Annotated in this window: 12 protein-coding genes; 7 read left to right on the top strand and 5 right to left on the bottom strand. The window is 39.2% G+C overall.

Annotated features, from left to right (window positions below; all coding sequences use genetic code 11):
* Nucleotides 1-2: 2 nt before the first annotated feature.
* From baeR to yegS, 3 genes are all read left to right on the top strand, one after another.
* Nucleotides 3-698 (top strand): two-component system response regulator BaeR, encoded by a 696-nt coding sequence (baeR, locus tag AB6N04_RS05730; protein WP_369310933.1) that lies wholly within the window; start codon nt 3-5, stop codon nt 696-698.
* Between the two features lie 126 nt (nt 699-824).
* Nucleotides 825-2,210: a tRNA 5-hydroxyuridine modification protein YegQ gene (gene yegQ, locus AB6N04_RS05725; protein WP_369310932.1), complete on the top strand. Its 1,386-nt coding sequence runs from the start codon at nt 825-827 to the stop codon at nt 2,208-2,210.
* A gap of 436 nt (nt 2,211-2,646) precedes the next feature.
* Nucleotides 2,647-3,546, top strand: coding sequence for a lipid kinase YegS (gene yegS / locus AB6N04_RS05720; RefSeq protein ID WP_369310931.1), 900 nt, complete (start codon nt 2,647-2,649; stop codon nt 3,544-3,546).
* Between the two features lie 50 nt (nt 3,547-3,596).
* On the opposite strand, the gene thiD is transcribed toward yegS, so the two are convergent.
* On the bottom strand, nt 3,597-4,394 hold the full coding sequence (gene thiD, locus AB6N04_RS05715) for a bifunctional hydroxymethylpyrimidine kinase/phosphomethylpyrimidine kinase (RefSeq protein ID WP_369310930.1): 798 nt from the start codon (nt 4,392-4,394) through the stop codon (nt 3,597-3,599).
* Between the two features lie 599 nt (nt 4,395-4,993).
* On the opposite strand from thiD, the gene pagP reads away from it, so the two are divergent.
* Complete coding sequence (gene pagP / locus AB6N04_RS05710) at nt 4,994-5,569, top strand: lipid IV(A) palmitoyltransferase PagP (RefSeq protein ID WP_369310929.1); 576 nt, start codon at nt 4,994-4,996, stop codon at nt 5,567-5,569.
* Nucleotides 5,570-5,632: 63 nt separating this feature from the next.
* On the opposite strand, the gene AB6N04_RS05705 is transcribed toward pagP, so the two are convergent.
* On the bottom strand, nt 5,633-7,006 hold the full coding sequence (locus tag AB6N04_RS05705) for an amino acid permease (RefSeq protein WP_369310928.1): 1,374 nt from the start codon (nt 7,004-7,006) through the stop codon (nt 5,633-5,635).
* A gap of 230 nt (nt 7,007-7,236) precedes the next feature.
* Nucleotides 7,237-7,383, bottom strand: coding sequence for a PhoP/PhoQ regulator MgrB (gene mgrB / locus AB6N04_RS05700; RefSeq protein ID WP_369310927.1), 147 nt, complete (start codon nt 7,381-7,383; stop codon nt 7,237-7,239).
* 334 nt (nt 7,384-7,717) lie between these two features.
* On the opposite strand from mgrB, the gene AB6N04_RS05695 reads away from it, so the two are divergent.
* Nucleotides 7,718-8,101: a helix-turn-helix domain-containing protein gene (locus AB6N04_RS05695; RefSeq protein ID WP_369310926.1), complete on the top strand. Its 384-nt coding sequence runs from the start codon at nt 7,718-7,720 to the stop codon at nt 8,099-8,101.
* Nucleotides 8,102-8,327: 226 nt separating this feature from the next.
* Nucleotides 8,328-9,140: a sugar-phosphatase gene (yidA, locus tag AB6N04_RS05690; protein ID WP_369310925.1), complete on the top strand. Its 813-nt coding sequence runs from the start codon at nt 8,328-8,330 to the stop codon at nt 9,138-9,140.
* A gap of 53 nt (nt 9,141-9,193) precedes the next feature.
* On the opposite strand, the gene yddG is transcribed toward yidA, so the two are convergent.
* Both yddG and AB6N04_RS05680 read right to left on the bottom strand, forming a co-directional pair.
* Nucleotides 9,194-10,090 (bottom strand): aromatic amino acid DMT transporter YddG, encoded by an 897-nt coding sequence (gene yddG, locus AB6N04_RS05685; RefSeq protein WP_369310924.1) that lies wholly within the window; start codon nt 10,088-10,090, stop codon nt 9,194-9,196.
* Nucleotides 10,091-10,409: 319 nt separating this feature from the next.
* The gene (locus tag AB6N04_RS05680; protein WP_369310923.1) at nt 10,410-11,870 is read right to left on the bottom strand and encodes an alanine/glycine:cation symporter family protein; all 1,461 of its coding nucleotides are present in this window, start codon (nt 11,868-11,870) and stop codon (nt 10,410-10,412) included.
* Between the two features lie 599 nt (nt 11,871-12,469).
* Here AB6N04_RS05680 and AB6N04_RS05675 point away from each other — a divergent pair.
* The gene (locus AB6N04_RS05675) at nt 12,470-12,721 is read left to right on the top strand and encodes a penicillin-binding protein (RefSeq protein WP_369310922.1); all 252 of its coding nucleotides are present in this window, start codon (nt 12,470-12,472) and stop codon (nt 12,719-12,721) included.
* Nucleotides 12,722-12,961: the final 240 nt, after the last annotated feature.

Here is a 12,961-nt window from a genome sequence, read left to right as displayed (position 1 = left end):
CCATGGCAGAAAGTCATAATGCCCATGTTTTGATTGTGGAAGATGAGCCTAAACTAGGCCAACTTTTGTTTGATTACTTACAAGCCGCGAACTACCTTCCAACCTTACTGAGTCGTGGCGATGAAGTGATCCCCTTTGTAAAAAATAACCACACTGACTTGATCTTATTAGATTTAATGTTACCCGGTTTAGATGGATTAGCCGTTTGCCGTGAATTACGCAAATTCAGTGATGTACCGATTGTAATGGTGACCGCCAAAACTGAAGAAATCGACCGTTTATTAGGGTTAGAAATTGGGGCTGATGACTATATTTGTAAACCTTTCAGCCCTCGTGAAGTGGTGGCTCGTGTCAAAACCATTTTACGCCGTTGCCAAGTTGCTATTGAACCAACACAATCCAATAATTCAACCCAACTGATTATTGACGAAAATGCATTCCAAGTGCGCTACGGAACAAAATTACTTGAACTCACCCCGGCGGAATTCCGTTTACTTAAATTTCTCTCTGATAATGCAGGTACTGTATTCTCCCGCGATCAACTTCTCGACATTCTCTATGATGATCACCGAGTGGTAACTGATCGTACCATTGACAGCCATGTGAAAAATTTACGTCGTAAACTAGAATCATTAGATAACGAAAAAACCTTTATTCGTTCAATTTATGGCTTGGGTTACCGCTGGGATGATGTTTAACCATTAAATAGACGTACATTTATTGAGGGATATTTGGTTTTTTGTAGATTTAGCGTTAAAATCACCGCCCTTAATACGCCATTTCACCTGAGATGGTGCTGACTTGATATCAGATAGAGACAAACCATGTTTACACCAGAGCTTTTATCCCCTGCCGGTTCATTAAAGAATATGCGCTACGCATTTGCTTACGGTGCAGATGCTGTCTATGCAGGGCAACCCCGTTATAGCCTACGCGTCCGTAATAACGAGTTTAACCACGAAAATCTCGCAAAAGGTATTCAAGAAGCCCATGAATTGGGTAAGAAATTTTATGTAGTAGTCAATATCGCACCACACAATGCCAAATTAAAAACCTTTATTCGTGACTTAACCCCTGTTATTGAAATGGGCCCGGATGCATTGATTATGTCTGATCCTGGTCTGATTATGATGGTGCGTGAAGCTTTCCCTGAAATGGATATTCACTTATCCGTTCAAGCTAATGCTGTTAACTGGGCATCGGTAAAATTCTGGAAACAGATGGGCTTAACTCGCGTGATTTTATCCCGCGAGTTGTCTTTGGAAGAAATTGCAGAAATTCGCCAGCAAGTACCTGATATCGAGTTGGAAGTGTTCGTTCACGGTGCATTATGTATGGCTTACTCAGGCCGCTGCTTACTATCTGGCTATATTAATAAGCGAGATCCGAATCAAGGCACCTGCACCAATGCATGCCGTTGGGAATACAAAGTGGAAGAAGGTAAAGAAGATGATGTGGGTAATATTGTCCATCTTCATGAACCAATCCCTGTACAAAACATCGCACCAACACTCGGGGCTGGTGCACCGACTGATAAAGTGTTTATGATTGAGGAAGCTAAACGTCCCGGCGAATATATGACCGCTTTCGAGGATGAACATGGCACTTATATCATGAACTCTAAAGATCTTCGTGCGATTGAACATGTTGAAAACCTGACCAAAATGGGTGTTCACTCGTTGAAAATTGAAGGGCGTACCAAATCATTCTATTATTGCGCTCGTACTGCGCAAGTGTATCGTCGCGCCATTGATGATGCCGTTGCAGGTAAACCGTTCGACCCAACATTATTAACCACCTTAGAAGGGTTAGCTCACCGTGGTTATACCGAAGGTTTCTTACGCCGCCATACTCATGATGCCTATCAAACGTACGAATACGGCTATTCCGTGTCAGATACCCAACAGTTTGTTGGTGAATTTACCGGTAAACGTGTCAATGGACTTGCTGAAGTGGATGTGAAAAATAAGTTTAGTGTAGGTGATAGTTTAGAAATGATGACACCTGCGGGCAATATTGTATTTACCCTTGATACACTCACTAACCGTAAAGGTGAAGCCATCGATGTTGCACCAGGTAATGGTCATGTGGTGTATTTACCTATCCCTGAAGATGTTGATGTCAACTTTGGCCTGTTGATCCGCAACCTTGCAGGCACAACAACCCGCGCGCCTCATCAAATTCAGTCAGAAAACCACATTGCAAGTTAATTTCTAATACGCATTTTATTAGAAAGCACATGATCATCTAGCCAAAAATTCATCATTCATTTTTTGAATTTTTGGCTTTTTTATTGGCAACTGTTCAATAAATTTCACTTTAAATGCCATTTCCCATTTGAGAATCATTCTCGTTATTGACATTTTCTCTAAAAAGTGCACTCAATATCCAATTTTATGCAACAGATCACATCAATTGGTTATTCAATATCGTATAGTCACACTCGAAAATGAAGAACTAGAAAGTCATAAAATAAGACTAGGAACCACCTCCTTGGCTGGCTCAATCTCCCTTGAGCTAGCCATTTCTTTTATCTAGCCTTTCACTTCCTGATTAGCTTTTCTGTAAAAAAGATAAAATATTTCCTTTCCCAAGCTTAATCCTCTTATACTCATTTTAGGTAATTAACCAAATGGATGCGTATTTATGATTAACTATCAGTCAGCTATGATTATCCTCAACGGCAAGCAATCGAATAACGCTGAACTGCGAAAAGCCATAGAACACTTGCGTCAAGAAGGTTATGCAATCACAGTGCGAATTCCATGGGAAATGCAAGACACCCATGATTTTATTGCCGATGCAATAGAAAATAATATTGCAACGGTTATCGCTGCTGGCGGTGATGGCACAATCAATGCCATTGCCAGTACACTGATGCAGTTTTCCCCCCAACAACGCCCTGCTTTAGGTATTCTCCCAATGGGCACTGCCAATGACTTTGCGACGAGTGCAAATATTCCTTTAGATATTGAGTCTGCGTTATCCCTTGCAGTAAAAGGAAAAGCAGTCCCCATTGATATCACTCAGGTTAATGAAAAATACTATTTTATTAATATGGCGACAGGCGGTTTTGGTACACGGATCACCACAGAAACCCCAGAAGCGCTGAAGTCAGCACTCGGGGGTGCCGCTTATGTGATAAATGGTCTTTTACGGCCCGACACATTGAAAACGGATATTTGCCGTATTAGATCAGAAAATTTTACTTGGGAAGGCGAAACGCTGGTTATTGCTATTGGCAATGGAAAACAAGCAGGTGGAGGCCAACAACTCACACCACACGCGCTTATCAATGATGGTAAGCTTAACTTGTTGATTGTGCCTTCAAGAGACGTGATACCTGCGTTATTGAGCAATCTATTTTCAACTGACAAAAATGAACATTTAATTGAAAAAAGCCTAACTTGGGTAGAAATCTCATCTCCCCATCAAATGGTATTAAACCTCGATGGAGAACCTTTATCAGGGGATTCATTTACCTTTAAAGTTCAAGCCAATGTCATTCAATGCAGGCTTCCCCCACAATGTCATTTATTAGCTTAAGGGAGATAAGATCAGGAAATCTTATGCGGATTTCCTGATCGTGTTTTGCACTACCACCACCCGTGGAAATGATGGACAGGCCCAATACCTTGTCCCACTTCCAAGCTATCCGCTTGTTCTAATGCCGCCTGCAAATAGGCTTTCGCTTCGCTCACCGTTGATTGCCAATCAAGATGACGGGGACGTAATGCGGCTAATGCCGCTGACAATGTACAGCCGGTACCATGCGTGTTTTTTGTATTGACTCGAACAGAAGTAAAACGCCACTCCCCTTGTGGGGTAATTAGCCAATCAGGGCTTTGTGCATCTGTTAAATGCCCACCTTTCATCAAGACTGCTTGGCAACCTTTTTCCAGTAATTGATAGCCTTGGGTTAACATTTCACCTTCTGTTTGCGCCATTTCTTCACCTAACAATGCCGCAGCTTCAGGTAAATTGGGGGTAATTAAAGAAACTAGTGGTAATAGTTGCTGGCGCAGTGCCTCTACGGCATCAGGAAGCAATAATGGATCGCCACTTTTTGCAACCATCACGGTATCTAATACCACAAACGGAATCGGGTATTGCTTCAATGCGTTGGCAACAACAACCACATTAGCTTGGTTAAACAACATACCAATTTTGGCCGTATCAATGCGCACATCGCTAAGCACTGAATCCAGCTGCGCTGCAACAAACTGGGCGGGTAATTCCTGAACGGATTGTACTCCACGTGTATTTTGTGCCACTAATGCGGTCATTACGCTTGTGCCATAAGCCCCGAGTGCCGAAAAAGTTTTTAAATCCGCTTGGACACCCGCCCCACCAGTTGGGTCTGTTCCGGCAATGGTTAACGCGTTGATCCTCATAAGTGGTTCCTCTTCTTGATTAAAAATACGTCAATATCATTGATTTAAGATAAGTATTAAATCAAACAATCAACCCCTTCGATTGTCTCATAACACTTAACAAATGCCAGTGGTTACTAAATGAATTTTAATGACTTAGTGACATAAAACTGGATTTTTCACATCAAAAAGAGTCGCCCGCTTATTCACAATAGTGTCCCCCAAAATGCTTTGAAATTATCATTTAGCAAAAACACAGATTACGTACCATTACTTATTTTTTATCAATTATTAATTTTAACAAAAAATAACCTCCCCATAAATCCTAACAAAAACAGCGTGTAATCATCTCATTACGTTTTTTAGGAAAGTTATACGCTAAAATAAGGTGAAAATAGACTAAAATAACGTTTTAGATGGTCGTATTTTGACCAATTTTTCTTTATTAGCCCTGTTTTGGCAATTTTATTTAATTATTTTTCTTACAATTGAATAAATACTGTCATCTTTTGCGTATCTTAATTAAAATAATTAAGCTCATAATTATTATAAAGATGCTAATCTGATCATCATTAGCGAGCTAGTTATCAATTATGTCAGAGATAAAAACTGGATTTTCAATGAGAGTTTATAACAAGAGACCATGGGTCATTGGTGCCACACTACTAATGGGCACTACCGTCTGCCTATCAACACCTGCGCTAGCACAAGACCAATCAACTAATCTTTGGGATACATTCAAAAACAATGTCAGTTCCACTTGGGACTCGGATAAGTATGAACTGTATGTCCCTGCGGTCACATGGCATAACCGCGCAATGTATGACAAAAAGAAAACCGATGAATACAACGAGCGCCCATGGGGTGCCGGTTTTGGTAAATACCGTTATGATGAAGATAATGATTGGCACGCTATTTATGCAATGGCCTTTAAAGACTCACATAACGACTGGGAGCCAATCGGTGGCTACGCTTTCCAAAAAATGTGGATCCCAGGAGACCTCGATGGTTTTCGTATGGGCGCGGGTTTCACATTGAGTGTCACTGCACGTAAAGATATGTATTACATCCCCATCCCAGCACCACTACCTTTAGTTTCGGTCGAATACGATAGACTTTCACTCCAAGCAACCTATATTCCCGGAACCTATAATAACGGAAACGTATTGTTTGCATGGCTGCGTTGGCAGTGGTAACAGCAAACTGAGACAAAAAAGGCCAGTAGATGGAAATCTCTGGCCTTTTTTACGCTTTCTAGACTAGTTTTGCTGGCGTTTTGCTAAATCTCGTTTCTTAGCACCGGAGAATTGATAGCCAATCCAAAGTACGCCAATCCACACAGGGATCATCAGAACAGAAACACGTAATCCATCCATGGTTAAAATAATACCTAAGATCAATAGCAAGAATGCTAAGCAAAGGTAGTTACCGAACGGGTAGTAAATGCTTTTAAACTTGGTTGTTACACCTTGTTTATTCATCGCAGCTCTGAATTTCAAGTTTGAAACACAAATCATGATCCAGTTCAGCACCAATGTGGTCACCACTAATGACATTAATAATTCAAACGCCTTTCCTTCCATCACGAAGCTAATCAATATTCCGCCGGAAGTCGCTAACCCAGAAACGAGCAGTGCCATGATAGGAACCCCACCTTTGTTCACCTTTGAGAGGAATTTAGGGGCATTGTTTTGTTGAGATAAACCAAATAGCATACGGCTTGTTGCATAAGCACCACTGTTATAAACAGAAAGTGCAGCCACTAAGATCACAAAGTTTAAGGTATTAGCAACCAGTAAATCGCCTAACTCATGGAAAATCAAAACAAATGGACTGGTTTTTCCATCAAGGTCAACCCATGGATAAAGTGCCAATAACACAGCAAGTGAACCAATATAGAAAATCAGGATACGATAAACAACTTGGTTGATGGCTTTTGGAATACTTCTTTCAGGATCTTCAGCTTCAGCCGCAGTGATCCCCACCAGTTCTAAGCCCCCAAACGAGAACATGATAATCGCCAATGCCATCAGCAGACCATGGAAGTCTTTCGCAAAAAAGCCGCCATATTCCCATAAGTTACTGATTTTAGCCTGTGGTCCACCATGACCACTCAGTAAGAGATAACAACCAAAAATAATCATGCCGACAACAGCAATTACTTTAATTAATGCAAACCAGAACTCTGTCTCACCGTAAGAACGGACATTAACTAAGTTTACGGCATTAACGGCAATAAAAAATATCGCTGCGGATACCCAAATTGGTAGCTCAGGCCACCAATGTTGCATATATTTCCCCGCAGCGGTCAACTCCGTCATTCCTACGAGGATAAACATAAACCAGTAGTTCCAGCCGGATAAAAACCCCGCAAAACCACCCCAATATTTAAAAGCGAAATGACTAAAAGAACCTGCAACAGGCTCTTGAACTATCATCTCACCCAACTGGCGCATAATGAGAAAAGCGATAACGCCACACAATGCATAACCTAAAAGAACAGATGGCCCCGCCATTTGTATGGTTGTTGCTATCCCGAGGAACAAACCTGTACCAACAGCGCCCCCCAATGCAATCAACTGGATATGCCTATTTTTCAATCCTCGTTTCAGCATTTGCTGCTCTTGCGCCATAACTTTACCCTTTAGTCCTATAACTTGCTTTTTATCGTCCAAAATTAGAATAATCGGACAAGTTTATTTGAATTTTCTTATTAAAACCACATTCTTATGATGCTGTTTTTCTATTTTAAATGCCTAAAGGTATTTTTAATTTATGACCTTTATTTATTCGCACATTACGCATCGATAATGAATAATTATTTTAATGCTCAATATCAAGTATTGTGCATTAAAAAGCAAATTCAAAATGGTAACAAGTCAGTTACACGGCAGATCCCAAAAATAAAGTTATCGCCACCTTGATCGCACACGCTATCCATCGCAAGTAAGTAGAGAAACAAGCAAAGCAACAAAACACTCACTGTGATAACAATAATACGACATAACACTTGGCATTCCTTCAACATAACAAAGATGATTTTTATTTTTCAAATGATTACAATGCTTATGCACTATCATTTTATGATTGTGCAATTTAATTGCATTATTGGTAAATTTTCCCATAGCGAATAGTACGCCAACTGTTTTCATCAAATTTGAGGAAAATAAGCAATTGCTCAACCTTTACAATAATTTTGCTTATTTTAAGTACTATCGCACGTTAACTTATTCTGTTTGTGCTTTTTTTATTCAGAAATTAGTGAATATCGCACAACCAGCCTTTGTCATGGTGAAATGAAGTTGTGTATACTTCTGCTACCGTAAAACAAGAAATAATTTGAGATGCCACAAGATAACCACTTAGCACTTGTCTATGCGTTGAGTAAATGGATAGAAGAACATTTGGGTCGAGTCATACATCTAGAAGAGCTCGCAGCTTACTCTGGCTACTCACTTTGGCATATGCAAAAAATATTCAAAGAAGTCACAGGGATTTCCTTAGGGAAATACATCCGTCAGCGCCGTTTAGCGGGCGCCGTTAATTTGTTACGTAACAGTAACCAATCTATCTTTGATATTGCCCTTGATTTTGGTTTTGGTTCCCAATCTCACTTTACCTATATGTTCCGTAAAGAGTATGGCATTACGCCATTCGATTTTAGACAAAATGACCAGATCCAACTTGAGGTCAAAGAACCTCTGCACTTAACCCGAGATTATCAGTGAATATGTGTTAATTACATTAACGCCATAAATTTGTGTGTTAATGCTCTAACACATTATCATTTCAATCAATCATCAAGTTTACCGTTTTTGGACAGCTGCGGCTTTATGCGCTGTTCAAGCCCACTTTTTACGCTCAATGATCATTTTTTTACCCGCTTAGATAATTTACATTCCGAATAATTAGAGTAAGGTACTGTGGTAATGCATTAATTTTAGGAGGCAGTGGATGTCTATCAAACTGGTTGCTATTGATTTAGATGGCACATTACTTAATCCCCAACACCAAATATCCCCAGCAGTTAAAGATGCTGTCATACAAGCTAATCAAAAAGGGGTTTATGTGGTACTCGCATCAGGACGTCCCTTTTCAGGGATTGCTCCCTACCTTAAAGAATTAGGTTTAGATACTGCGAATAACTACTGCATTAGTAATAATGGTAGCGTGATCCATCAAGCGAGTGATGGTAGCCATTTAGTGGAAATACCGTTAGATTTTGACGATTTTCAATATTTTGAAGAGTTAGCCAGAAACGTAGGGATCCACATGCATGCCCTTGCGGATAACACAATGTTTACCGCCAATCGCCATATCAGTCATTACACCGTGATGGATGCTTATCTTACCAATACACCATTAGTCTACTGTCCAGTGAATGAGATGGACAATTCCCTCACCTTCACCAAATTTATGATGATTGACCATCCTGAAACATTAGAAACGGGTATCAGTTATATCCCTGAAAATGTCTTCGACAATTATGCTTTAATTAGAACTAGCCCTTATTTCCTAGAAATATCTAATAAGGCCGCAAATAAAGGTGCTGCTCTTCAGACTATCTGCGAGAAATTAGGACTTACACCTGACAAAGTGATGAGCATAGGCGATCAAAATAATGATATTCAGATGTTGCAATATGCGAGCGTTTCCGTCGCAATGGAAAATGCGGTCGAACCCCTACGCAAAATAGCGAAATTTGTGACTACTAGCAATGAAGCCGATGGTGTGGCAATCGCAATAAATAAATTTATTAATGTGTAGTCCATACATAAAAAAATTGAGAACAGCCCATGGATTTAAGCTGTTTTTATGCATTATTTTCTCTGTTTTTGGCGGGTTGCTAAAAAGCAAATAATCGAACCAATCGTCACCATCAGTACCCCCTGCCAAAAACCGAGCGTTAATGCGGTACTTAATAAAAGCGATGCAAATGCCGTTGAAATAACAGGGGTAAAATAGGAAAGCGTGCCCAAAAAAGCCACATTGCCTTTTATGACTGCAAAAGTCCACAAAGCATTAGCACCACCTGTCGCAATAGCGGCGATAAGTAATAAAGTCAGGCTATTTAGCGTAATAGTAAATTCACGATGAGGGCCCAAGAAATAAAGCACCCACAACCCTATTGCCGTCATCATAAAAAAAAGCACCATTCCGTTGTGCCCACCTGAAATACGCTTTGTCACATTACTATAAAATGACCAAAGAATGGCACCAATAAAGGCAAGAAAATAACAAAGTGGATTACTTTGAATATTTAATAAAATAGATTCAGTAGACAGAGGTTGGTCACCCGAAATAACCCATACTAGCCCCATAAATGCCAGAATTAACCCTATAGCAAGCAGTATAGTAAAACGCTGGCGATTAAAAAACACAGCAAGGGCAATGGTGAAACTTGGCCATAAATAATTTACCATCCCCAGCTCAATTGCTTGCTGACGGTTATTTGCTAAGCCCAACGCGAGTACGAAACATATTTCATAACTGACAAACAAGAGTGTTCCCCAAAACAAATAACGCTTAGGGTATTGATTTATCTTTGGAAAACCCATCGCCAAAATTAACACTATTGAACCAATAGTATACACTAATGCCACCCCACCAAGGGGACCGAAGTTTTCGCTAACACTACGGATCAGCCCAACCATAGTGCTCCACAGTAGGATAGAAATAACACCATACAGTGTCGCCGCGTATTGACCTAGTTTCATTATGTTCTCTGCTAGTTAATCTCCTAATATGCTCGATTAAAATGTATCATTCATTTAAAAAAACCTATAGCTCAATATATTAGAATACAAATATTTTTTTACTGAAAAAAAACTCTTGGGTTTTCACCTAAGAGTTTCAGACTGCTGACAAACCGATTAGGTTTGCCAGCAGGTTAGATAGGTTTTAAATCACTATCGTGATTTTTCCCTGATAACATAAAGTGGGAAAAAACACGCTTTTATCTCACTTTGTCAACAACCTCAATTGTTAGGTTTTCACCTAAGAATTTTATAGAAATATAGCAAGATACCTTTTTGATTAACGAGAACTTTCTTTTTCCACCCATTTTTCAACAGGTTCTTTTTCCCAAATTCCTTCTTCGAATTGTTTTTTCAACTCCGGATGCTGATTGATATCGAATGTGGGAGTTTTTCCTGCAATCCATTGTTGGTTATAATCTTTCGCTAATTTAAATGCAATTCCCGATAATAAAAGAATCGCAATAAGGTTCGTCACTGCCATCAATCCCATCGATAAATCGGCGAGTTTCCAAATAAATGGCATTTCAGCTAAAGCACCAAACATCACCATCCCAAGGGCAGCTAAGCGAAAGATAAATAACCCCGCAGTATGATTGTTTTCTAAAAAGATCATATTGCTTTCAGCGTAAGCATAGTTTGCAATAATTGATGTAAAAGCGAAGAAGAAGATAGCAACAGCAATAAATGTACTTCCCCAACTACCGACTGCTGATGACAAGGCTAATTGCGTTAATTCGATACCATTAATCTTATCAGCCCCGCTATCTAATACTCCCGACGATAAAATAATAATTGCTGTTGCACTGCAGATAACAATCGTATCCATAAAAACCCCCAGCATTTGCACATACCCTTGGGATGCCGGATGAGGTGGATACGGTGCTGCTGATGCCGCTGCATTCGGTGCAGAGCCCATTCCAGCTTCATTAGAGAACAAACCTCGCTGGATCCCTTGAGTCATCGCTTGAGCAACACCATAGCCCACAGCACCTCCAGCAGCTTCTTGTAACCCAAATGCATTACGAATAATCATCATAAAAACATCAGGTAAGCGTTCGATATGGTGACCTACAACCCAAAACGCGAGAAGCAAGTAAGCAATCGCCATAATAGGTACAACCAATTCGGCCACTTTTGCTATTGATTTTAATCCGCCAAAAATAATCACGCCACTTAGGATAACTAAGCCAACACCGACGTAAAGTGGATTGAAGTCAAAAGCAACTGCGGTCGCTTGAGCAATTGAGTTCGCCTGAACCGCATTAAACACCAACCCAAATGCAATAATAAGAAAAATAGAAAAGAGCACCCCCATCCAACGCTGATTTAGACCTTTTTGCATATAATAAGCAGGCCCTCCTCGATAATTCCCTTGGTCATCTTTTGTTTTATAGAGTTGTGCTAATGTACACTCAACAAATGAGGTTGCCATGCCAAGCAGCGCGACTATCCACATCCAAAATATTGCCCCAGGCCCTCCCGCCGTTAATGCAATCGCCACCCCCGTTAAGTTTCCAGTCCCAACCCGTGCCGCTAAGCTAGTACATAGAGCTTGAAATGAAGAAATCCCCGCGCTATCTGACTGTTTGCTATTTTTGAGAATAGAAAACATATGCCCAAAATGCCTAATCTGAATAAAACCTGAACGAAGGGTGAAATACAGCCCCGCACCAAGTAATAAATATATAAGCAGTGATCCCCAAATAATATTCGTCAATGAATTTATAAATTCTATCAAATTACTCTCCTTTTTTATTAAATCAACAATACCACTAGTTGATAATTAAACTTGCCTCATATCACCTAAACATTTAAATATAACAACTAAAAAACAAATAAATGTATACTTAAAATACAATTCTGCTGTTCCCTGAAATTATATTTTTTTATCTTTAATGTAAATTTATTTTTGCCACCATTAATACTAGCATTCAAAAAATACAAAAAAAATCAATAGCACTAAATGCAATAATAATCAAACAACTCTTATAATCAATGAGTTAGATAACAACCCAAACATCTATCCACACTAAAAATCAATCGTTTGATTTTTAGTGTTTTTTTTAATCCATTAAACATTTGAGTTAATAGTTAAACTTAACTCATTACAAAAAATTAAAATGAAAATATCATATTTAATACAAAAATTTATTTTAAATAAACTCCCCCTATTCGTTAATTATGTTTAATTTAAATTCTGAGTAATACCCTTTTACTATATAGCAGCAATCACAGCATTTAATAGTGCAACTGGATCATCGAAAAATGATGATTGATTATATAACCCGATAACAATACACTGGGCGTAAATTCGCTTTATTGACAAGAGGTTAACACATGGATATTAAAATTAAGCTATCAGATGATTCAATTGAGCAACTCCCAGCAAAAACCTATGATGCTTTTTGTGCTGAGCTAAAAGCACGTGTATTAGAAGTATACCCAAGTAGCAACTTGTTGATTACACACGATAGCGGACCAACCACGTTCGCGACTCAAGGTTTTCATGATGACAATGAAGCGCACATCGTTTTACATGAACTTGTTGAAGATGTTTTAAAACATGGTCACTGGTTAAAAAATAACTGATCTCTATTGCGATGACTTAACTGGTTATTCTTTTAAGCTAATAGCCAGTTTTTTCAGCGTTCTTTTCTCATCGCTCTTACGTTATTGAAACTTTCAATAAGCCCATTTCTGATCAAGATCATACTTAGCATCATCTTTTTACGCTTTCCCACAAAACCCCTTTATCTTTTACCGTTATATGATAAAGTATATAACGTAATTTTCATTTACATTGCTTTTGCTAATTATAGCGGCCAGTAT

It is taken from the genome of Providencia rettgeri (genome assembly GCF_041075285.1).
GTDB classification, from domain to species: domain Bacteria; phylum Pseudomonadota; class Gammaproteobacteria; order Enterobacterales; family Enterobacteriaceae; genus Providencia; species Providencia rettgeri_G.
Note: the sequence above shows the minus strand (reverse complement) of the source record. Positions and strands in the feature narration are given on the sequence as shown.

What these genes read in the sequence shown, in the direction of transcription:
- yegS (WP_369310931.1), top strand. Translation starts at nt 2,647, where the DNA reads ATGATTAACTATCAGTCAGCTATGATTATCCTCAACGGCAAGCAATCG.
- AB6N04_RS05695 (WP_369310926.1), top strand. Translation starts at nt 7,718, where the DNA reads ATGCCACAAGATAACCACTTAGCACTTGTCTATGCGTTGAGTAAATGG.
- yddG (WP_369310924.1), bottom strand. Translation starts at nt 10,090, where the DNA reads ATGAAACTAGGTCAATACGCGGCGACACTGTATGGTGTTATTTCTATC.
- pagP (WP_369310929.1), top strand. Translation starts at nt 4,994, where the DNA reads ATGAGAGTTTATAACAAGAGACCATGGGTCATTGGTGCCACACTACTA.
- yegQ (WP_369310932.1), top strand. Translation starts at nt 825, where the DNA reads ATGTTTACACCAGAGCTTTTATCCCCTGCCGGTTCATTAAAGAATATG.
- AB6N04_RS05675 (WP_369310922.1), top strand. Translation starts at nt 12,470, where the DNA reads ATGGATATTAAAATTAAGCTATCAGATGATTCAATTGAGCAACTCCCA.
- thiD (WP_369310930.1), bottom strand. Translation starts at nt 4,394, where the DNA reads ATGAGGATCAACGCGTTAACCATTGCCGGAACAGACCCAACTGGTGGG.
- AB6N04_RS05705 (WP_369310928.1), bottom strand. Translation starts at nt 7,006, where the DNA reads ATGGCGCAAGAGCAGCAAATGCTGAAACGAGGATTGAAAAATAGGCAT.
- yidA (WP_369310925.1), top strand. Translation starts at nt 8,328, where the DNA reads ATGTCTATCAAACTGGTTGCTATTGATTTAGATGGCACATTACTTAAT.
- baeR (WP_369310933.1), top strand. Translation starts at nt 3, where the DNA reads ATGGCAGAAAGTCATAATGCCCATGTTTTGATTGTGGAAGATGAGCCT.